This window comes from Dysgonomonas sp. BGC7, from assembly GCF_001261735.1.
GTDB lineage: Bacteria > Bacteroidota > Bacteroidia > Bacteroidales > Dysgonomonadaceae > Dysgonomonas.
On sequence record NZ_CVRP01000010.1, the window covers coordinates 200,881 to 221,466 of the forward strand.

At 35.6% G+C, this 20,586-nt stretch carries 16 protein-coding genes; 10 read left to right on the forward strand and 6 right to left on the reverse strand.

From position 1 onward, the window contains the following. The first annotated feature begins 231 nt into the window (after positions 1 to 231). Complete coding sequence (locus tag BGC7_RS10730) at positions 232 to 1,023, forward strand: DeoR/GlpR family DNA-binding transcription regulator (RefSeq protein ID WP_050701590.1); 792 nt, start codon at positions 232 to 234, stop codon at positions 1,021 to 1,023. A gap of 477 nt (positions 1,024 to 1,500) precedes the next feature. On the opposite strand, the gene BGC7_RS10735 is transcribed toward BGC7_RS10730, so the two are convergent. Both BGC7_RS10735 and BGC7_RS10740 read right to left on the reverse strand, forming a co-directional pair. Further along, positions 1,501 to 2,502: a malate dehydrogenase gene (locus tag BGC7_RS10735; protein ID WP_050701778.1), complete on the reverse strand. Its 1,002-nt coding sequence runs from the start codon at positions 2,500 to 2,502 to the stop codon at positions 1,501 to 1,503. A 103-nt stretch (positions 2,503 to 2,605) separates the two neighbouring features. Continuing rightward, complete coding sequence (locus BGC7_RS10740) at positions 2,606 to 3,496, reverse strand: LysR family transcriptional regulator (RefSeq protein WP_050701591.1); 891 nt, start codon at positions 3,494 to 3,496, stop codon at positions 2,606 to 2,608. A gap of 141 nt (positions 3,497 to 3,637) precedes the next feature. Here BGC7_RS10740 and BGC7_RS10745 point away from each other — a divergent pair, with 141 nt between their 5' ends. From BGC7_RS10745 to BGC7_RS10770, 6 genes are all read left to right on the forward strand, one after another. Further along, the gene (locus BGC7_RS10745) at positions 3,638 to 4,666 is read left to right on the forward strand and encodes a YeiH family protein (protein WP_050701592.1); all 1,029 of its coding nucleotides are present in this window, start codon (positions 3,638 to 3,640) and stop codon (positions 4,664 to 4,666) included. Between the two features lie 140 nt (positions 4,667 to 4,806). Continuing rightward, positions 4,807 to 5,652 carry an AraC family transcriptional regulator gene (locus BGC7_RS10750; RefSeq protein WP_050701593.1) on the forward strand — a complete coding sequence of 282 codons (846 nt, stop codon included), beginning with the start codon at positions 4,807 to 4,809 and terminating at the stop codon, positions 5,650 to 5,652. Between the two features lie 101 nt (positions 5,653 to 5,753). Next, positions 5,754 to 6,404 (forward strand): NAD(P)-dependent oxidoreductase, encoded by a 651-nt coding sequence (locus BGC7_RS10755; protein ID WP_050701594.1) that lies wholly within the window; start codon positions 5,754 to 5,756, stop codon positions 6,402 to 6,404. Positions 6,405 to 6,418: 14 nt separating this feature from the next. Beyond that, a complete protein-coding gene (locus tag BGC7_RS10760) occupies positions 6,419 to 6,859 on the forward strand; it encodes a MoaF-related domain-containing protein (RefSeq protein ID WP_050701595.1) in 441 nt (146 codons plus the stop codon). A 207-nt stretch (positions 6,860 to 7,066) separates the two neighbouring features. After that, positions 7,067 to 7,423 carry a hypothetical protein gene (locus tag BGC7_RS10765; protein WP_050701596.1) on the forward strand — a complete coding sequence of 119 codons (357 nt, stop codon included), beginning with the start codon at positions 7,067 to 7,069 and terminating at the stop codon, positions 7,421 to 7,423. A 95-nt stretch (positions 7,424 to 7,518) separates the two neighbouring features. After that, positions 7,519 to 9,885: a TonB-dependent receptor gene (locus BGC7_RS10770; RefSeq protein WP_050701597.1), complete on the forward strand. Its 2,367-nt coding sequence runs from the start codon at positions 7,519 to 7,521 to the stop codon at positions 9,883 to 9,885. A 134-nt stretch (positions 9,886 to 10,019) separates the two neighbouring features. Here the strand turns inward: BGC7_RS10770 and BGC7_RS10775 are convergent, their stop codons facing one another. From BGC7_RS10775 to BGC7_RS10790, 4 genes are all read right to left on the reverse strand, one after another. Beyond that, on the reverse strand, positions 10,020 to 10,328 hold the full coding sequence (locus BGC7_RS10775; protein WP_050701598.1) for a hypothetical protein: 309 nt from the start codon (positions 10,326 to 10,328) through the stop codon (positions 10,020 to 10,022). A 65-nt stretch (positions 10,329 to 10,393) separates the two neighbouring features. Further along, positions 10,394 to 12,094: a carboxylesterase/lipase family protein gene (locus BGC7_RS10780; RefSeq protein ID WP_082206672.1), complete on the reverse strand. Its 1,701-nt coding sequence runs from the start codon at positions 12,092 to 12,094 to the stop codon at positions 10,394 to 10,396. A 14-nt stretch (positions 12,095 to 12,108) separates the two neighbouring features. Then, positions 12,109 to 13,590 (reverse strand): glycoside hydrolase family 30 protein, encoded by a 1,482-nt coding sequence (locus BGC7_RS10785; RefSeq protein ID WP_050701599.1) that lies wholly within the window; start codon positions 13,588 to 13,590, stop codon positions 12,109 to 12,111. Positions 13,591 to 13,690: 100 nt separating this feature from the next. Next, positions 13,691 to 14,557, reverse strand: coding sequence for an AraC family transcriptional regulator (locus BGC7_RS10790; protein ID WP_050701600.1), 867 nt, complete (start codon positions 14,555 to 14,557; stop codon positions 13,691 to 13,693). A 159-nt stretch (positions 14,558 to 14,716) separates the two neighbouring features. Between BGC7_RS10790 and BGC7_RS10795 the strand changes: the two genes are divergently transcribed. The 3 genes from BGC7_RS10795 to BGC7_RS10805 all read left to right on the forward strand — a co-directional run bounded on the left by BGC7_RS10795 (position 14,717) and on the right by BGC7_RS10805 (position 20,585). Further along, positions 14,717 to 16,294: a sodium:solute symporter family transporter gene (locus BGC7_RS10795; protein WP_050701601.1), complete on the forward strand. Its 1,578-nt coding sequence runs from the start codon at positions 14,717 to 14,719 to the stop codon at positions 16,292 to 16,294. Positions 16,295 to 16,331: 37 nt separating this feature from the next. After that, on the forward strand, positions 16,332 to 17,348 hold the full coding sequence (locus BGC7_RS10800) for a glycoside hydrolase family 130 protein (RefSeq protein ID WP_050701780.1): 1,017 nt from the start codon (positions 16,332 to 16,334) through the stop codon (positions 17,346 to 17,348). 144 nt (positions 17,349 to 17,492) lie between these two features. Beyond that, complete coding sequence (locus BGC7_RS10805; RefSeq protein WP_369799088.1) at positions 17,493 to 20,585, forward strand: SusC/RagA family TonB-linked outer membrane protein; 3,093 nt, start codon at positions 17,493 to 17,495, stop codon at positions 20,583 to 20,585. Position 20,586 lies beyond the last annotated feature (1 nt).

Below are 20,586 nucleotides of genomic sequence, written 5' to 3' on the forward strand. Positions count from 1 at the left end.
GAGAAACGTTTCGAAAACTATTTACACTCTGATTTGTAACAATAAATATATCATAAATTACAATTAACTGATTATAAGTATATTGATATTAAATAACACATAATTCGAAACGTTTCGTAACGTTTTATTATACTTCATATATTAAATAATAAAGTTGTTTATACAAACGATAGAATTAAATCATTACTTTTGTTGTAAATATATTCGCCACCATAAACAACTATATATCAAATGGATTTTAATTATACAGCTAAAGAGAGAAGGGCACATATTTTACATAAGCTCGAAAGCAATCCTAATGTAAGTGTTTCGCAGCTCAGTAAAGAGTTTTTAGTTTCGGAAGTTACGATACGCAAAGATTTAAACGAACTGAAAAGAAGGAACCTTTTGACGAGAGTCCGTGGAGGTGCAATAAAGCATCCAGACAAGGGTGATATGGTAGATGTGGAAATAGATAGGAAGAGCCTGTTTCATTATAAAGAAAAACAAGCTATAGGGCGTTTAGCCGCTTCCCTCATCAACGAGAACGAAACTATTCTGATAGACTCGGGTAGTACGACACTCGAAATAGCTAAAAATCTGGACAGTTTCAAAAACCTAACAATAATAACTAATGCTGTTAATATTGCAATAGAACTGGCAAAATATAAGAGATTTAATATTATAATGCTTGGTGGTTTTATCAGAGATTCTTCACTTTCTACAGTAGGATCTATAGCTGAGTCTATATTGAAAATATTCTATTGTGATAAATTATTCTTAGGTGTAGATAGTATAAGTATCGACAAAGGACTATCGACAACAAACATAGAAGAAGCGAATATAAATCAGACTATGATGTCTATTTCGAAACAAACAATAGCGGTATTTGATTCATCGAAATTTAACAAAAGAAATTTTGCTTTTATTGCTCCTATGGACAAGATAGATACTATTGTTACTGATGACAATATAAATAGAGAGCAACGTAGCCAAATTAAGGCAATGAACATACAATTACACACAACTAATGTGCATAGATAGTCCGTTGTAGTTTATTATAACAAGTTATATTGCCTATTCCTGATCTGTGATACTTTCGATCATGCTATCTTCTAAATCTGCTCTGACTTGCCTTAATTCGTTAGGTGTCATTCCAAACTTTTCTTTAAACAATCGGAAGAAAGTAGCATGAGATAAGAATCCCGAGTCATTTATTAGTTTATCTGAATATATTTTACCTTTTGCAGCTTCTCCATATCAATGTAATTATAGGCATAGAATGAATATTGCATGGTCACTAAAAAATGCACCTATTTATTGTTATCAATATTAGTGCTCAAGTAAGTCATTCATACAATTTAAAATATAATCTTTTTAGCATTTGTTGCGAAAAGGATAGTTTGTAAGTAGTTTTATTAACAAAGGCTGGGTTTAGCTAAACCCAGCCTTTGTGTTTTATACAATTCAATTACTCATTACTTACAGCTTTTAAGTTATTTTTTATGAGTTATAAAATGATTATATATTCGAGTTTATAGAGTTCCATTCTTCAATAGAAGGTATAACTCCGGAATCTATTAACTGATCTCTCAACTCGCACAAATGTATATAACTTTCTTGCAGGTCTTTATGTTCGCTATCTGTACCTTTTATTTCTTTATAGTGGGCTCCATTAGCGTCTAAGGTGGTTTCCATAGCCATCATAATATTAGGAAACTCTTTGCTATTAGAAAGATATACACCTACAGGCCAGTCAAATTTTTCACCTCCCATAGCAGCTTGTATCATTTCTAGAGACAAATATGCCGGACTCTGAAACGAAGAACGCCCTCTTAGCTCTATGATTCTTTTTCCTCCTTGTATTACTCTTTCTTTAATGTCTGCCCATTGTTTATCAGTCAGAGCCGGAGTTCCTATAAGCTTATTCAACGGACTTCCGTCTACTTTAGCTGTCGAAGAAAATACAGCCATTTGCTCTCCATGTCCTCCATAAGTTCTACAATTGACTACTTTATCAGGATGAATATTAAAATGTTTAGCTAATTCGTTGCGCAGTCTTGTACTATCCAGAGCGGCAAGAGTAGACACCTGAGAGGGCTTTAAGCCTGAATAAAGCAAAACTAACAAACCTGTTATATCGGCAGGATTAAATATTACAACAACATGCTTAACATCTGGACAATACCTTTTTATATCTTTTCCAAACTGAATAGCAATTTCGGCATTTCCCTTCAGTAAATCCTCTCTGGTCATACCGTCTTTTCGTGCTGCACCGCCCGAAGTTATAATATATTTACTATCTTTCAGTGCTTCCTCTACATTGTTTGTATATGATATATTTATGCCTTTAAAACCACATTGCAGCAGTTCCTCGGCAACACCTTCCAGTCCCTTAGAATAAGGATCATACAAACAGATATTAGATGAAAGTTTCATCAGAATAGCAGACTGAGCCATATTGGAACCTATCATTCCACCAGCTCCTACTATTGTTAATTTTTCGGATGTAAGAGTTTTCATATTCTTCATTATTTTACTATTACAAATACAAAGTTATTACACTTGCGCCAATACTATATATTCTTAATTATTATGGGGTATAATTAGAAATTATAAGATCAGATTATTGTTTCTGATTCAGACAGAAATTAATAAACTTATCTGTTAGTCCACTATGCTGCCCCTGAGGATAAATAAAATTAAATGTACGGATAATATCCAAACCATCAATATCTATTATCTGAAACTCACCTTGTACAACATCTTTACTGATTGCATGTATTGATACAAAACTAATACAATTCGTATTTCGGATAAAGGACTTTATACTTTCTGTACTCCCCAGATGCATCTTTATATTCATATCTCTCAGTCTTATCTTGTGTTTTTGCAATTCGGAGACAATGACATCCAATGTACCTGAACCGATTTCACGCAAGACAAGAGGGGTTTTCTTTAATTCCTCTAAAGAGATTTGCGACTTCTGAGCCAAAGGTTGTGACGTGTGAGCAACAGCCACTATTTCATCTTTCATAAAAGGAATATATCTAAACTCCATTTGTCCCGTATTTCCTTCTATTATACCTAAATCAATCTTATGAGACAGAACGTCTTTTTCTACATTCATAGTATTATTATTGAATAACAATATTTCGATGTCAGGATTCTTCTCATTGAATTTGGATAATATAAGTGGCAGGATATATTGTTCTATAGTTGTGCTTGCTCCTATCCGTAGTTTACCCGAAAACGAATTTTTCAACAGGCCTATTTCATATTCCATTTTCTTATATTCTTCTATAGCATGCTCTGTATATTCTAATAGAATATCTCCGGCCTTGGTCAAAGATATTTTATTTTGCTCCCGTTCAAAAAGACTCATGCCTAATGAGTTTTCTAACTCTTTTATATTATTAGTAACGGCAGGTTGTGTAATATGCAACTCTTTAGCAGCCCTGGTAAAACTAAGGTTGACTGCAACAGCATGAAATACTTGTAATCTGAAATTAAACATGGCAATGCTATTTAGCAACTAAGATAAGAAAAGTATAATAGTTATCATAATTTTTTCTTATGGGGCATAATTATAATAAAACGGCAATAGATCTCAATCTATTATACCTTTGATACATCAATTAATCAAAATATAACAATCATGATTGAAGAAAAAAGAATACATATTATACATGGAGTTTTGTTTGTCGCACTATTTGCATGCGCGTCATTTTATATTTCAGAATTTCACTTATTGAAGTATTTATCTCTAAGTCCACTTATTATAGGTATAATATTGGGGATGATATATGGTAATACTTTAAAAAAGAATATGCCCGAAGAATGGCTTCCCGGTATAACCTTTTCGTCAAAAAAGATTTTACGATTGGCTATTATTCTATATGGTTTTCGTCTCACCTTTCAGGATGTATTATCAGTCGGCTTTTCTGCTGTTATTATTGATATTATTATCATTACTGGAACTCTTGGTTTAGGATTACTTATCGGGAAATTACTTAATATAGATAAGGAGACATCATTATTGACTACTACAGGAAGTGCCATATGTGGAGCGGCTGCCATTCTGGGGATGGAACCCGTATTAAATAATAAACCACATAAGACTGCTATTGCTGTATCTACAGTTGTTATTTTTGGAACCATAGCGATGTTTCTATATCCGATGTTATATAGATCGGGTTCATTAGACTTAACTCCTGAACAATGGGGTTTATATACTGGTGCTACGATACACGAAGTAGCCCATGTAGTAGGTGCAGGAAATGCTATGCAAGAAAGTATCTCGGAGGTTGCTGTTATTGTAAAGATGATAAGAGTCATGTTTCTTGCCCCCATACTCTTAGCCTGTGCACTTCTTGTTGCAAAACAAAGAAATAAAACAGAACATAGATCTAGTTCTTCTGTAAAAATAACAATACCATGGTTTGCTTTTGGTTTCATTGCTATTATAGGTTTCAACTCATTAGATATTCTGCCTCAACCTGTTGTGGATGGTATTAATTATGTCGATACGTTTTTGTTGACAATGGCAATGACAGCTCTTGGTATGGAAACTCATTTAAAAAAGTTTAAGGAAGCAGGTATAAAGCCATTTTTTCAGGCTTTTATTCTATTCATGTGGTTAATGCTGGGAGGGTACTTTATCGTTAAATATATATCCTCGATTTGATAATAGATTTACAATATTATTTCTAATTAGCTTTTGATTCTTAAACTTACTTGTATTTAAGAAACTATCTTCAATAAATAACCACTATCTTTATACTATCTATACTACAAACAGGAATTATAGATTTTATAAAAGAAACGATGAATCGAAAGGAAAAAATTAAGACTCTTACTTTTAACAACTTACCAGTTGAAATAGAGATCAAAGATTTATCTTTTATAAAAGAATTACCTTTTCTTTTAGGGAAGCCACACAAAGTTTCTTTTTACCAATTGATTTGGATCAGTAAAGGAGAAGCTAAACATAGGATAGACTTTCGTAACATCACGATTAAGGCTAATGAAATTTTAGTCATATCTCCCGGACAGGTTTGTGCATTTGATATAGTATCTGATTATTCAGGTAAAATGATATTATTTACAGACTCTTTTTTCTCTGTATCTGAAGCTGATTCTAAGTTTTTATATACCTCTCAGATACTCAATCTTATCAAACAGAATAAAGTTGTTCCTATCTGCCCATTGCTAATAAAAAATTTGGCTACATTACTGGAAGAGGAGATGAAGGTTCCAGCAGATAAATTTCAAGCAGGTATATCGCAAAGTATTTTACGAATAATACTATTCGAAGCCGAGCGAAATCTGAATACACTACATATTTCGAACAATCAAAGTATTGCAAGTGATTTCTATAATGAAGTAGAAAAACATTTCAAAGAAAACAAAAAAGTAGAGTACTACACTAATCTATTGGCAGTAGGAGAGAAAATATTATCAAAAGAAATAAAAGAACTTACAGGAGAAACACCTAAAGCATATATAGATAGACGCATAATATTAGAAGCCAAAAGGCTATTGGTTTACAGCGAGTTATCAGTAAAAGAGATTGGATTCTCTCTTGGCTTTGAGGAACCTGCTAATTTCAATAATTACTTCCGTAAACATACCAATCTTACCCCTGTACAGTTCAGAGAATCCATAAAATAATCTTTTATCGGATTTTTATAATTCAAAGTCGTTTATTTATAATCAGTTTGCTTGTATTAAGCTATATTTTTGTATTGTAAACAAATAATAATAAAAAGAATATGAAAAAAATAGTTTTAATAGGAGCTAGTGGATTTGTCGGATCTGCTATACTCAATGAGGTGCTTAGCCGAGATATTAAAGTAACTGCCGTTGTTCGCAACCCTGAAAAAATAAAAATATCGAATCCAAATCTAACTATTATTAAAGCAGATGTTTCCTCCGCTTCAGAAGTTACTGAATTTTCGAAAAGATCAGATGCTGTTATCAGTGCTTATAATCCGGGCTGGCACAATCCTGATATGTATAATGAGACATTAAGGGTTTATCCTGAAATATTGAAAGGTGTAAAAAATGCTGATGTAAAGAGATTATTAATAGTTGGTGGGGCGGGAACGCTATTTGTTGCACCGGGAAAACGGGTAGTAGATACAGGAGCTATTCCCGAAGAGATTATTGGCGGAGTTAAATCTCTCGGAGAGTTTTACCTGAATACATTGACTAATGAGAAAAGTATAGATTGGGTGTTTTTCTCTCCGGCAGGAAATATTTCCCCGGGTAAACGCACTGGAAATTATCGTTTAGGGAAAGACGACCTGATTATTGATGAAAAGGGAGAGAGTAATATTTCAGTTCAGGATTATGCTAAGGCTATGATTGATGAACTAGAAAACCCACAACATCATCAAGAGCGTTTCACTATTGGATATTAAAAAAAAGATCTACAATGAGAATTATAAATAGCCTATCTGTTTTAATTATTGTATTATTGTCTATCTCTTCATGTACAAATAAAGCAGATATTCAAAACACACCGAATCAAGATAAAGCTCCGATAACAGAATATTCTATTGCAGGAAAACAAGTAACTGTCACTTATCCTGAAATGAAAGCAGAAATCACTTATAAATCAGATTCTACCTTACATTGGAAGACTACAACTCTAGATAATCAAATATCTGAAGGCGATGAAAAAATGAATTATAAGCAGATCGGAGATAGTTTGTTTTTTATAAACTGGATTGAGAAAGATGGAATAACAGTCAGCCAGGTTGTTGATTTTAAGCTGAACAAGGTAACAGTATTCTTAAGCCTACATGACGAAAACAGTGATCGTGGACAAAGAGGAAGTACATTCTTTGAAGGCAAACTAAAAGAAAACAATTAAAACTGACTCAGACATAAGACTTTGGTTTCTATAGAAAGAACAATCACTCTATCCCAATAGTATGGTTGTTCTTTTATTCTATAAAAGAATTTAATTCAAGATCACATCTTATAATTATAAGTTGTAACAAAATAATAATAAATAGTGATTGATCTATATAAAAATAAATAATTACCTTTACAACTTAATAAATACAGACAATAAAGTATGTTGAATAGAAGAATAAAAGGAGTAATAAAGATTGCCTTACCGGTAATCTTCATTATGTATGCTTCTTGTATTACATTCTTTACACATACACATATAGTCAATGGGGTAACAATTGTTCACTCCCACCCCTACTCTACAGACGATTCCGGAAAGCCCAGTCATGAACACTCCGGCGCCGAGATACAATTAATCCATAATTTATCTACCTTTTTTGTTGCAGGTGCTATTGTTCTTGCAATTCTGCTGAACCTATTTCGAAAAAAGGAAACAATACTCACCCCCAAAACTATTGCACCTTTATTCAGCAGAGGTGTACTGTCAACTTACAGGCTACGCCCACCTCCCGCTTTGTAATACATTATTATTAAAATCTTCAATCAATTTATCACTTTCTTTCAGGGAGGGCTATATTGATATATAATCATTGTATTACTAATAAAACAAATTGAATGAAAAAATATATACTTTTTTTATTGTGCCAACTATTCTTAATGAATGTGATGGCAGAATCGCCCGTATTGCAAAAAACTGACGCAAATGTTATTGGACACGTTATTGACAAAAAAACCAGAGAACACCTTCCTTACATTACTATCTCGCTAAAAGGTACTACTATTGGAACCACAACAGATGCGACAGGACATTATTTCCTCAAAAACCTACCGGAAGGAAAGTTTATTATAGAAGCTAAATTTGTAGGCTATCAATCGCAACAGTTTGATATAGTATTAAAAAAAGGGAAAACGCTTGAAATAGATTTTGAACTGGAAGAAAGCACCATCTCTCTGAATGAGGTAGTCGTTTCTGCAAACCGAAACGAAACATCGCGTCGTCTGGCTCCTACTCTTGTGAGTATACTCGATGTGAAAACATTTGAGAGAACCAATTCTCCGACAATTGCAGATGGGTTAAATTTTCAACCCGGCTTGAGAGTCGAAAATAACTGTCAAAATTGTGGTTTTACACAAGTACGCATGAATGGTTTAGAGGGAGCTTATTCTCAGATCCTTATCGACTCTCGTCCTATATTTAGCGCTCTTACCGGAGTATATGGGCTGGAACAAATACCTGCCACAATGGTAGAACGTATAGAAGTTGTCAGAGGTGGAGGATCGGCACTATTCGGATCGTCAGCCATAGCCGGTACAATTAATATTATAACAAAAGAACCTACAAGAAATTCTGCACAATTATCACATACTATAACATCTATAGGAGGGAAAAGCGATTTTGATAACAATACCAGTTTTAATGCGTCTCTTATATCCGACGATCAGAAAATGGGAATAATGGTTTTTGGTCAAAAACGTAACAGATCGGCTTATGACAATGATGGTGACGGCTTTTCGGAAGTTCCTAATCTGAATAGTCGCACTTTGGGATTTCGGTCTTTTATCAAAACCGGAACATATTCGAAGATGACATTCGAATACCATAATATGAATGAATTTAGAAGAGGGGGTGACAGAATGAATGAAGAACCTCACAATGCTTACATCGCAGAGCAGATAGAATCTAATATCGACGGTGGTAACATCAAATACGATATGTTTTCGCCGGATAGTAAACATCGCTTTAGTGTTTACACAGCAGCACAGCTTACCAAACGCAAAAGCTACTATGGCGGAGGTACACCTGTTTCTGAAATTATATCGGACGCAAGTATGACAGATGCAGAAAAACTAGAAGAGATAGAAGGCCGCATGAATTCTTATGGAAGAACCAAAGGTGTAACTTACTCTATCGGAGGACAATATTCTTATGATTTCGACCAACTTTTATTTATGCCATCATCGCTTACTACAGGTATTGAATATACAGCCGATGACCTAAACGATAAGAGTGGTTACAGAGAAAATCCAATAGAACAGAAAGTAAATACTAAAAGTCTGTTCGCTCAGAATGAATGGAAAGACGAAAAATGGAGTTTTCTTATTGGAGGACGTTTAGATAAGCACAAACTGCTTAAGAATGCCATTGTTAGTCCTCGTGCAAATGTACGTTACAACCCAACAGAAGACATAAATATACGGGTTAGTTATGGTCAGGGATTCCGTGCACCTCAGTTGTTCGACGAAGATTTACATGTAGATATAGCTGGTGGAGATGTTATAATACGAAAACTTGATCCCAACCTAAAGGAAGAACGCTCTCATAGTATTAGCGGTTCTGTGGACTGGTATCATCGGATAGGCAGTGCCGAGCTAAACTTTCTCATAGAAGGATTTTACACAAAACTAAATGATCCTTTTACATCCATATCAGAAGAACAGGAAGATGGATCTACAATAAAAAGAATAGTCAATGCTTCGGGAGCTAAAGTATATGGTGTTAATCTGGAAGCCAGAACAGCTTTTGGTACACTATTACAATTTCAGCTTGGAGCTACAATTCAAAAAAGCCGCTACGACGAAGCCCGTAAATGGTCGGGGGATGAAAATGACAATGTTACGCTCGAAAAGAGAATGATGCGTACCCCTGATGTATATGGATATTTTGTAGCAACGTTAACTCCTTTCAAACGATTCAGCACTAATCTTTCAGGAAAATACACCGGTAACATGTTAGTTCCTTATGAAGGTGGTGGAGATAAAAATAGAACCGTGAAAACTTCCGATTTCTTCGAACTTGGCTGGAAAGCTGCTTATGAAATACCTTTCTACAAAGGAACCATATTTGAGATAAATGGAGGTATTCAAAATATCTTCAATTCCTATCAAGACGATTTTGATAAAGGCCCCGATAGAGTATCCAGCTATATCTATGGTCCTTCGATGCCACGAAGCTATTTCCTTGGAGGTAAATTAAGCTTTTAAGTTGTAAAAATAGTTTGCTGTTGTATCTGTAGGGGCTCGACTTATGCCTATACAGGTTTATAGTATAAAAAAAGGTTTTCAGATAACTGAAAGCCTTTTTTTAATTATATTTCAATAAGTATATTCCCCAAAAATCAGTTTGGATCAGTATTAAATTTCCATTCTTTGTTTACAAAATCAAATACTATTAAAAACTCATTTACAGATGGTAGCTTTAAAAATTTGTATTGTTCGTTTAAGGCTAATCTAGCTCCCTGTAAGTTAGATACACGATCGTTCCATTCAGAAACCTTATTGAAATGGAAGTTAATATTTTCTATATCAGACAATGAAATAGCTTTGTTGATATTGTTTACTAAAGATACAATGTTAAGACTCTTATAAGAATCTACAAGTTTACTGTATTCTTTCATGTAACGATCTTTTACTATTGTGATATCCATAACATTAAGTATTATTTGTTTATATTTATAACACTTATCAAGCTAAAAAGTTAAAATTAATTTCATTAAGGTTTTTTATTAAAGCTATTTTCTAAAACTGTACGACCTTCCTTATCCTGATCATTCTTTACTTCGCAAATATCATTTAAAATCATTGTTTCACCATTTTCTACTGTAAATTTAGGCCAATAAGGCAATGAAGAACAGTTAGGGTCGCCCGTACGAACAAAATTCAACAGAGAATCTCCCATTTTTTTCGACAAGATACGTGGTCTTGCTCCGCCTCCCGAATGAGTTAGCATAAGATCAGTATTCATAAGCCAAAAAGAAATGTCTAAACAATGAAAGGCCCGTATTCTTCCATCAAACAGAGGCGGTTCGAACCCAAACCAAGCCATATAAACCGGCGACTTTTGCTGACTCTTTGCTATAGCCGATTCTACAATAGACATACGGTTCGAATATATCAGAATAAGAATATCAATAGGTCTTGCATTGGGGAAGTTCTGTGCATAAGCATCATAGATAAGCTGAGCATTTCTACCATACCTTTCCGATAATTTTTCCACAGCTTGCTTCGCATCTATTTTATCTTGTGCAGGATTATCCCTTTCTACACCCCATTCGTGGAAAGTGGTACAAAATATCATTGGTATGTCCGGAGATTGCAGATTACTGAAAAACTCTTCTTCTGGTAAATATACCCCATCTCCTATAGGCCCGAAACTCCCTCTGACCATCCCCGAGCCTTCTGTTGTCTTTTCTATACGTTCAGCCGCACGATAAGCAAGTTTCATATAATCTGTCCATGACATTTGTTGAAGTTTGTCTATTTCCAATGCCGACAAGCCTGCTTCCTCCACAATGTATTCTCCTAAAAGCCTCGAATAGCTTTTATTATTCCCTTTTATTGCCGATCCACTCAATGAAACACCTTTGTGAATGAGTCCCTTCATTTGTGGCATAGTTGCAAGCTGACAGACTTTTGCGCCACCTCCCGATTGACCAATAATCGTTACATTATCCGGATCTCCTCCAAAATTCTCGATATTATCATGTACCCATTGCAAAGCTGCTACCATATCCAACAAGCCTGCATTTCCCGAATCCTTATATTTATCACCAAAGGCAGACAGATCGGAAAAGCCAAGGACTCCGAGTCTGTGATTTACCGAACAGAATACAACATCTCCATAGCGAACAATATTTTCTCCATGATAGCCATCTTGTTCTATTCCATTACCACGGGTAAACCCACCACCATGTAACCAAACTATTACAGGACGCTTTTTGTTGTCTGCAATTCCATTTGTCCATATATTAAGAGTCAGACAATCTTCACTGATCTCATCATAATTCCAATGATCAACAAACATATCGTAAGAAGTAGATGACCTATTATATACTTCTTGCGGAGCACTGTTCCCATAAAAAACAGCGGGACGTACCCCACTCCACTTTTCTCGTTTTTGCGGAGGCATAAAACGGTTTTTCCCTGATGTGTCAGCAGCGTAGGGTATACCCAGAAAAGTATAGACTCCTCGCATTATATAACCTCTTACCTTTCCGTATTCAGTATTGGCTATAGCTATATTTTCACCGATTTGTATTTGAGGCTCATCTTCATTTACACGAATATACTCTTTCAAGTTTTTACTGTTACTTATAGAATCATTTTCTGCTGCCGATAAGACGATAGCGTATATATTGAATAAAGCTATTCCTATTAGTATTGTTTTAAAGAATCTGACAGGTCTTTTCATCATAATCTTTTTTGAGGTTACCAAATATATGTTCCTACAGCTCCGGGGGCAAGCGGCAAATTGGCAAAGCGCCCGTTAAACTGTATTTTTACAGAATTTTCAGAATAACTATCATTAGCAACAATCAGTACAATTCTACCTTCCGGAGTTTTGAAAGCTACATTCGGCAACACGTTGCTATGTTCTACAACTGTAGCGCGATGTACTTCTGCTCTTTCTTCATCTTCGGTAATATCTATGCCCGGATCGAACGGATGAGTAGAAGATATACGAACAGAACCCGGACGAACCAGCTTCGAAGCATGTGCTATTGTGTAATATGCTATATTTCGGGTTATATTATTTCCATCAATAGTTATAGCTCCCTGACACATAGAACATCCTCCATTATCGGTATGAGGATCATTTAACGGATCAGCCGCATAATTCCAAAGAATAACATTTTTACTCCAGTTTCTTGTTACATCTATCAATAATCGTTTAACTGAAGCAGCGATATTTATTGTTTCACTTTCAGGATTCTCGGTCAGCATCTGTTCTGTAAAGTAAATATTTTTATCAGGTCTTGCACGGTGTACAATACTCATACCACTCAAATATCCCCGATAATGATGAAATGCCGATCCATCAACATATTGCGAAGTAACTGCATCGTTTAATATTGCTAAAGGATAATCGGGACGATCGCAATTATGATCGAAAATAATTATTTTAGTTTTTATATCGGCAGTTTTGAATGCCGGGCCTAGATAGTCTCTTACAAATTCATTATGCTCTTGCCAATACCATGGCATACTTGGAGTATTACGTGAGTTTAATGGCTCATTTTGTATAGTAACAGCATCTATATTTATGCCCACTTTTGCCATTTGTTGAATATACTTTACAAAGTAATTTGCATATACACTATAATATTCTTTTTTAAGAGAACCATCCTGTACTTTATTGTTCGCCTTCATCCATGTAGGAGCAGACCAAGGTGATGCCATTATTTTAATATCAGGAATAATTTTTAGAATCTCCTTCATTATAGGAATTACATCATCGTAATCGTGCCCGAGGCTGAATTTCTTTAATTCTGTATCTTTTTCGCCTTGAGGTAGATCATTATATGAATAAACAAAATTATTGAGATCCGATGCACCTAATGTTAACCTGACATAGCTGAAACCTACGTTTTCCGAATCGCTTCTGAACATTTCGTTTAATATCTGTTCCCGTGCTGCCGAACTCATTCTATTGAGATGGAACGCACTTCCTTCAGTCAGGGCAAAACCGAAGCCATCCATTGTTTGATATTCCTGCCGATCGTCTATAATTATCGGTAATCCCCTACCCTGTTCGTCTCCAAAGGTTATTTTTTCAGTTTGTCTCTGAAACAGATCTAAACGGTTGGGTGAAGTAATCCATGATTCAATTTGTTGTGCACTTAGTATTAGTATATTTAAAGATAATACCAGCCCCAATAATAGTCTTTTACATTCAATTAGATTTTGCATTGTGATTTTGTATAGAAGATTTAACATACAACAAATTTAGTTTTGTATGCTAACCGATTGTTATACAATGCGACTGATTTGCTATACTATTATGAAGACTTTAATATTTAATCAACATTTGTTCAATCAAAGTACGGTATTCACTAGGAGTAGTGCCTTTTTTCTTCTTGAAAATCCGAATGAAGTTAGACAAATTATTAAATCCGCACAGAAAGCATACTTCTGCTATAGAATGAGTTGTTTCTGATAACATTTGGCAAGCTTTGGCTATTCTAAGGTTGATCACATAGTCAATAAATGTACAGCGAGTCTTCTTTTTAAAGAAGTGACTAAATGCAGATTCAGACATATTTACCATTTCTGCTACTTCGCTAAGTTTTATCTGATTTTCATAATTTCTTTCAATATAATCACAAACCTTAGCTATACGACGGCTTTTTGACACCCTTACTATTGCCTGCGAATCGTACTTATTGTCCATCAAGACACTTCTGTCTGAAATGGAAAGTTCATGTAAAATAGAGAAAAATTCGAGTACAGTCTGGAAACCTTGCATCTTGGTCAGTCTTAATATACGCTCCTTCATCTCTACTCTGGTTTTCTCAGAAAAACATATACCTCGCTGAGCCTCATATAATAAGTCTTTTATTTGTACAAACAATCGCTTCTCTAATATAGGAAAATTAAGTAGCTTCTCCGAAAACTGAATAGTTACAACATGATTCCCGTCTACAATTTCACCTTGCCACGCATGCGGAATGTTAGGGCCTATCATCACAAGATCAAGTGTAGAAAAATTCTCTTCAGAATCTCCAACAATACGTTTACCATAAGTATCCATTACCAGATTAATCTCATAATCGGAATGATGATGTACCGGATAATCGAATTTTGCAGACGGATGATTTAATACTATGAATAAATCATTATCCGACAACGGCGTTATTTCCTTTTGAATCTCTCTCATAATGAAATTAATATTATCGTTTTTATTCTATATACAAATTTAGAAATAAAATAAAAAAAGCAATAGTTAATTCAAAAAAGTACAACATTTCAGTCAGATTGTATAATCACTAATTCAACTTAACGCATATTTTTGTATCATGAATATAAATTAATACTCATGGAAAATTTTTCAATCAGTACAATCGACTTAGTTATAGTAGTCTTATACATTGTATTTATAATATGGTGGGGACTAAAAAACGGGAAAAGTTCAGACTCCCAATCTTACTTTCTTGCCGGACGCTCCATGCCCTGGTGGATTGTCGGACTATCATTATTTGCGGCCAGTATCTCCAGCACTACTCTTATAGGACAGTCGGGAGACGCATATGATACAGGACTTGCTGTATTCAATTATAACCTGACAGGAATAGTAGTTATGGTGTTTTTTGCCGTGTTTCTTTTACCTTTATATATAAGATCCAAGGTATTCACTATACCTGAATTTTTAGAAAAACGCTTCGACAAACGATCTAGGTTCTATTTTTCTGCTATTTGTATTATAGGGAATATATTTTTAGATGCAGCCGGAGCATTATATGCAGCAGCTCTTATTATCAAACTAATATATCCGGCAGCAGATCTGCAACTAATCATAATCATTTTTGCAGCCATAGCAGCCTCATACACTATTCCCGGTGGACTATCGTCTGTAATAAAAACAGAATTGATTCAGGCTATTATATTAATTATAGGCTCAGTAATTCTAACAATCTTCTGTTTTCAGCAGGGAGGCGATTACTTTATCGACATTTATAAAAATGGAGATATATTAGCTAAACTGATACGGCCAATGGATGATCCTGCAACCCCATGGTTGGGTTTGATAGTCGGTATGCCTATTCTGGGAATCTATTTTTGGGCTAATAACCAGACAATGGTACAACGCGTATTAAGTGCTAAGACTGTAGATGAAGGACGAAAAGGAGTTATGCTGAACGGCTTCTTAACAATGGCAACTCTATTTATCATTGCCATTCCCGGACTTATAGCCCGAGGCCTATTCCCGGGATTAGACCGACCCGATATGGTGTATCCCACAATGGTTATTAATCTGATGCCAATAGGTCTGTTAGCTATTATATTAGCTGCGTTGTTGTCTGCTCTCACATCGGCACTGAGTGCCATTCTGAATTCTACATCTACATTGTTTACAATGGACTTTTATTCTCATTTCAATAAAGATGCAGATTCCAAGAAATTGGTAAGAGTTGGTAAGATAGCTTCCTTAGTCATTATCATATTAGCTGCACTATGGGCACCTCAAATTGGTAAATTTGGTTCATTATTAAAGTATTATCAAGAGATGCTATCCTATATATCACCTCCTATTGTAGCAGCTTTTCTTTTAGGTATATTCAGTAAAAGAATAAACGGAAAAGGAGCATTTATTGGTCTGATTAGCGGATTGGCTATTGCTATACTAATGCTATTCTTTAGACAAGAGATTTTTGGAAATATGCATTTTCTGCTTGTAGTTCCATTCTTACTTGGTACAAGTATGTTAATCATGTATCTCACAAGTCTTTTAGCTCCTGCTCCAACCTATGAGAAACTAGCCGACACCACATTCCGCAAAAACGATCTGATAACAGAGTTTAAAGATCTGAAAGGTGGGGCCTGGTACAAAAGCTATCTAGGATGGGCTATATTACTTTTAGGACTAAGTGGTCTCCTTTGGATTGTATTCAGCTAATAATCAACTAGAAATAAATATAATAAAACTTGAGCTTATGAAATTAGAAAAATTTCAGGGAAATCCTATTGTGTCTCCCAATGAGAAAAACGATTGGGAATCATTAGTAACATGCAATCCGGGGGTATTCTACGATAATGGAATATTTTACATGCTTTATCGTGCCGCAGGAAATGATGACGAGCACGTTATACGGCTCGGATTGGCAACGAGTAAAGATGGTTTCCATTTCGAAAGAATATCAGATCAACCTGTTTTTGGTCCGGAAGCAAATAACTTTGACTCAGGTTGTGTGGAAGACCCACGTATTGTAAAATTCGACAGTGAATATTATGTAACATATGCCTACAGGCCTTTTCCTCCGGGACAATATTGGAAGTTTGCACATGATGTAGTGAAAGTTCCCGAGGTAGGAGCAGATGCTCCGGCAGCTATTGCTAAGAACTTAGGGAATACAGGATTGGCAGTTACTACCGATTTTAAAAACTTTCGTCGTTTGGGACGTTTAACGTCTCCTGTTCTGGACGACAGAGATGTAATTTTATTCCCTGAAAAAATAAATGGTCAGTATGTACTTATGCATCGTCCCAAGCAATATATTGGAGAAAAGTACGGTGTTAAATATCCTTCTATCTGGCTTAAGTTCTCAGACGACTTGTTGAACTGGGAAGATAAAGAAAGCCACTTGTTATTGACAGGTATTGAAGGATCGTGGGAAGAGAAAATCGGAGGAAGCACCCCTCCCCTAAAAACAGATTACGGTTGGTTGGTTATCTATCATGGTGTAGAAAACGGAGGCTTGGGATATTATAGAGCGGGTGCGATCCTTCTGGACTTAGAAAACCCATTAAAAATAATATCTAAAGCTCCGGATTTCATCCTCGAACCCGAATATGATTACGAAATAGAGGGGTATTACAAAGGGTGTGTATTTCCTACCGGAAATGTAATTATAAACGACACATTATATGTCTATTATGGTGGAGCGGATAAATATATAGGTGTTGCAACTTGCAATATCCACGAACTTATCAAAAGTTTCAAAAAAGTATAACAAATCAGCAGAAAAGGTAAATTTATATTACTCCTTTCCTTCTACTTTTGTTTTGTTAACAGTTCGTAAAATAAATTCAATAAAGCTAATCACATGAAGAATCCTAAAGTCAAGAAAATGTCTATGGGTCTTTTATCCCTTAAAATGTTATTTGTATATTTTTTGTTAGGGAGTTTATGTGCAGTAAATGCTGCCGTAAATCAAGATCCTGTAAAAATAACGGTCTCCGGGACTGTTAGTGATACTAAAGGAGAACCACTTATCGGTGTATCTGTTGTGCTCAAAAATGCCTCTGTACATACAGGAACTATTACAGATATAGATGGTAAATATTCATTATCGTCTGTTCCTGCAAATGGAATTCTCGAATTTTCCAATGTAGGTATGGCCAAGCAGGAAGTTACCATTAATGGCAAAACTTCTATTAATGTAGTTATGAAAGATGATGCAGTTCTACTAGGTGAAACTGTTGTTATCGGCTATGGATCAGTAAAAAAAAGTGACTTAACAGGTTCTGTAGCAAGTATCAAAACGGATGTAATAAGTGATATTCCGGCCAATTCTGTCGAAGGTCTTTTGCAAGGACGTGCAGCAGGAGTTCAAGTTATCAATTCTTCGCAAGATCCAGGTTCCGGAGCTACTGTTCGCATCCGTGGAAACAGCTCGTTACGAGGATCGAATTCTCCTCTGATTGTGGTTGATGGATTTCCCTTAGGCGATGCCGGAGATCTTAAACAAATCAACACGGACGATATCGTTTCCATGGAGGTATTGAAAGATGCTTCCGCTTCTGCTATCTATGGTTCACGAGGAGCAAACGGCGTTATTATAGTAACTACACGAAGAGCGAAGAAAGGAACAACAACGGTTTCCGTTAAGCAACAACTAACTTTTTCTGAGTTTTCCACTAAGCTCGATTTGTGGCGCGACCCTGTACTAATGGCTATGCTAAATAATGAAAGTCGTATCAATGGCGGAGAGCAACCTCTCTATGTGGGTGCAAACAATTCTGCCGGAGTTTATTACCCTTCGATAGAAGAACTGCAAACTACATGGGCTACCAATACACGATGGGATGATCTGGTATTCAGAAACACTCCAATGTCCAACAATACCACAATCTCTGTAGCTAGCTCGAATGAAAAGACAAGTTTCAATCTGAGTGCAAACTACTATACTGATATGGGTATGTACAAAGACGATAATTACACTAAAGGTGGGTATAATCTGAATGTAGACCACAATATCTTCGACAATTTCAAGATACGTGCTTCAAATATTCTTTATTTAGGAAACAGAGACAACAATGGATGGACTGCCTATTGGAGAAATCCAATTTATCCTGTATATAATGAAGATGGTTCTTACTGGCAGGCAAACAATACAGACTACGATCATCCGATTGCTTTGCGTGAATTAAAAGAAAATAAGACAAAAATGCTAGATGTAATTTCATCAGCAGCATTGGAGTGGCAGATTCTTCCTGTACTTAAATTGACCAGTCAGATGAATTATAAATATGGTAAATCGACTAACGATCAGTATTTCCCTAAAAAATACACACAGGCTGGAAATGAAAATGGAGGAAGGGGTATTATTGGTAATACAGAAAGCCAGAACTTTGTCTCAGAAACATTTGCCAATTATTCCCAGACATTTAATGAGAAACACGAAATAGGCATCATGGCCGGTCATTCTTACGAATGGTATCAATATAGAGACTCGTACCTCACAGCCAGTGGTTTTGTAAACGAAGCCTTAGGTAATGAAAATATGGGAGCCGGAGAGCAAGCGAAGAATTTATTATCAAACGGATTCTCAAAAAGTCAGCTACTCTCTTACATGGGACGTTTAAACTATACTTTTGACAATAGATACTTAGCTACTTTGACTTTCCGCGCCGATGGTTCATCTAAATTTGGGAAAAACAACAAATGGGCTTACTTCCCTTCAGGAGCATTAAGTTGGAAAGCCCATGAAGAAGAATTTGTAAAAAACTGGAAGGTATTTGACGAATTGAAGTTTCGTTTAAGTTATGGCATTTCGGGAAATCAGGGAATTAGCCCTTATCAAACATTAAGCCGCTATGGAACAACTAAATATTACAACGAAGGACAATGGGTTACTGCTATAGGCCCGGGCTATGTGTCAGGCAATACCGGACAAGACGGAATCTATAAAGTATGGAGTGGTATACCCAATCCTGACTTGAAATGGGAAACAACCTCGCAGTGGAATCTGGGTGTCGATATGGCTTTTTTCAATAGAAGATTGACAACTACTCTCGATGTATATAACAAGGAAACTTCAGACCTTCTACGCGAACGAAACTTAGCTTTATCGTCAGGATATGACCGTATGTGGGTGAATGATGGGAAAATACGTAACCGTGGGTTTGAAGCAACATTTAATGGTATAATTATAGATACTAAAGACTGGGGACTTGATGCTACTTTTATTTTCTCTATGAATCGTAATAAAGTTTTGGATCTGGGCAGCAGTCTCGAGTCGGGATTAATTACAGATCCACGTACAGGTATGGAGTATGAAGTTATAGGCAACCTTAGAGAACAATATAGAGCTTACACCAATATTCTGGCAATAGGACAGCCTATCAATGTTTTCTATGGATATAAAACAAATGGTATTATACAGAGTTTGCAAGAAGGGCTTGACGCCGGACTTACAGGAGATTATGCACAACCGGGAGAATTCAAATATGTAAACATTTACGATGGGGACGGAACTGTGGGTGTTATCAATGAAAATGACAGATGTATTATCGGCGATCCTAATCCCGATTTCACAACCAGTTTAAATCTAGCCTTCCGCTGGAAAAATCTTGATGCAAGTATATTCCTTAATGGTGTATTTGGCAACGATGTACTGAATACGAAAATGTTTGGAGATCCACACAATGCCGCTTTTCGTTGGACACCTGATAACCCGACCAATAAATATCCAAGATTGAGAAGTAATCGTCAAACTATGTTATCTGATTACTGGATCGAAGATGGTTCTTTTGTACGCATTCAGAACCTTTCTGTAGGGTATACATTTAAGCTACCGAAACAAAAAGTCTTTGCCGAAAGAGTTCGTTTATATATGAATGCTTCCAATCTATATACATTTTCCAAATTCGATGGTTACGATCCTGAAGTTGATCAAACAGGAATATATACAGGAGGTTATCCGCGCCTGAGAAAATGGACTGTAGGTTTTGATATAACATTCTAAA

What these genes read in the sequence shown, in the direction of transcription:
- BGC7_RS10805 (WP_369799088.1), top strand. Translation starts at nt 17,493, where the DNA reads ATGTTATTTGTATATTTTTTGTTAGGGAGTTTATGTGCAGTAAATGCT.
- BGC7_RS10765 (WP_050701596.1), top strand. Translation starts at nt 7,067, where the DNA reads ATGTTGAATAGAAGAATAAAAGGAGTAATAAAGATTGCCTTACCGGTA.
- BGC7_RS10735 (WP_050701778.1), bottom strand. Translation starts at nt 2,502, where the DNA reads ATGAAAACTCTTACATCCGAAAAATTAACAATAGTAGGAGCTGGTGGA.
- BGC7_RS10780 (WP_082206672.1), bottom strand. Translation starts at nt 12,094, where the DNA reads ATGATGAAAAGACCTGTCAGATTCTTTAAAACAATACTAATAGGAATA.
- BGC7_RS10755 (WP_050701594.1), top strand. Translation starts at nt 5,754, where the DNA reads ATGAAAAAAATAGTTTTAATAGGAGCTAGTGGATTTGTCGGATCTGCT.
- BGC7_RS10760 (WP_050701595.1), top strand. Translation starts at nt 6,419, where the DNA reads ATGAGAATTATAAATAGCCTATCTGTTTTAATTATTGTATTATTGTCT.
- BGC7_RS10740 (WP_050701591.1), bottom strand. Translation starts at nt 3,496, where the DNA reads ATGTTTAATTTCAGATTACAAGTATTTCATGCTGTTGCAGTCAACCTT.
- BGC7_RS10775 (WP_050701598.1), bottom strand. Translation starts at nt 10,328, where the DNA reads ATGGATATCACAATAGTAAAAGATCGTTACATGAAAGAATACAGTAAA.
- BGC7_RS10800 (WP_050701780.1), top strand. Translation starts at nt 16,332, where the DNA reads ATGAAATTAGAAAAATTTCAGGGAAATCCTATTGTGTCTCCCAATGAG.
- BGC7_RS10750 (WP_050701593.1), top strand. Translation starts at nt 4,807, where the DNA reads ATGAATCGAAAGGAAAAAATTAAGACTCTTACTTTTAACAACTTACCA.
- BGC7_RS10790 (WP_050701600.1), bottom strand. Translation starts at nt 14,557, where the DNA reads ATGAGAGAGATTCAAAAGGAAATAACGCCGTTGTCGGATAATGATTTA.
- BGC7_RS10795 (WP_050701601.1), top strand. Translation starts at nt 14,717, where the DNA reads ATGGAAAATTTTTCAATCAGTACAATCGACTTAGTTATAGTAGTCTTA.
- BGC7_RS10745 (WP_050701592.1), top strand. Translation starts at nt 3,638, where the DNA reads ATGATTGAAGAAAAAAGAATACATATTATACATGGAGTTTTGTTTGTC.
- BGC7_RS10770 (WP_050701597.1), top strand. Translation starts at nt 7,519, where the DNA reads ATGAAAAAATATATACTTTTTTTATTGTGCCAACTATTCTTAATGAAT.
- BGC7_RS10730 (WP_050701590.1), top strand. Translation starts at nt 232, where the DNA reads ATGGATTTTAATTATACAGCTAAAGAGAGAAGGGCACATATTTTACAT.
- BGC7_RS10785 (WP_050701599.1), bottom strand. Translation starts at nt 13,590, where the DNA reads ATGCAAAATCTAATTGAATGTAAAAGACTATTATTGGGGCTGGTATTA.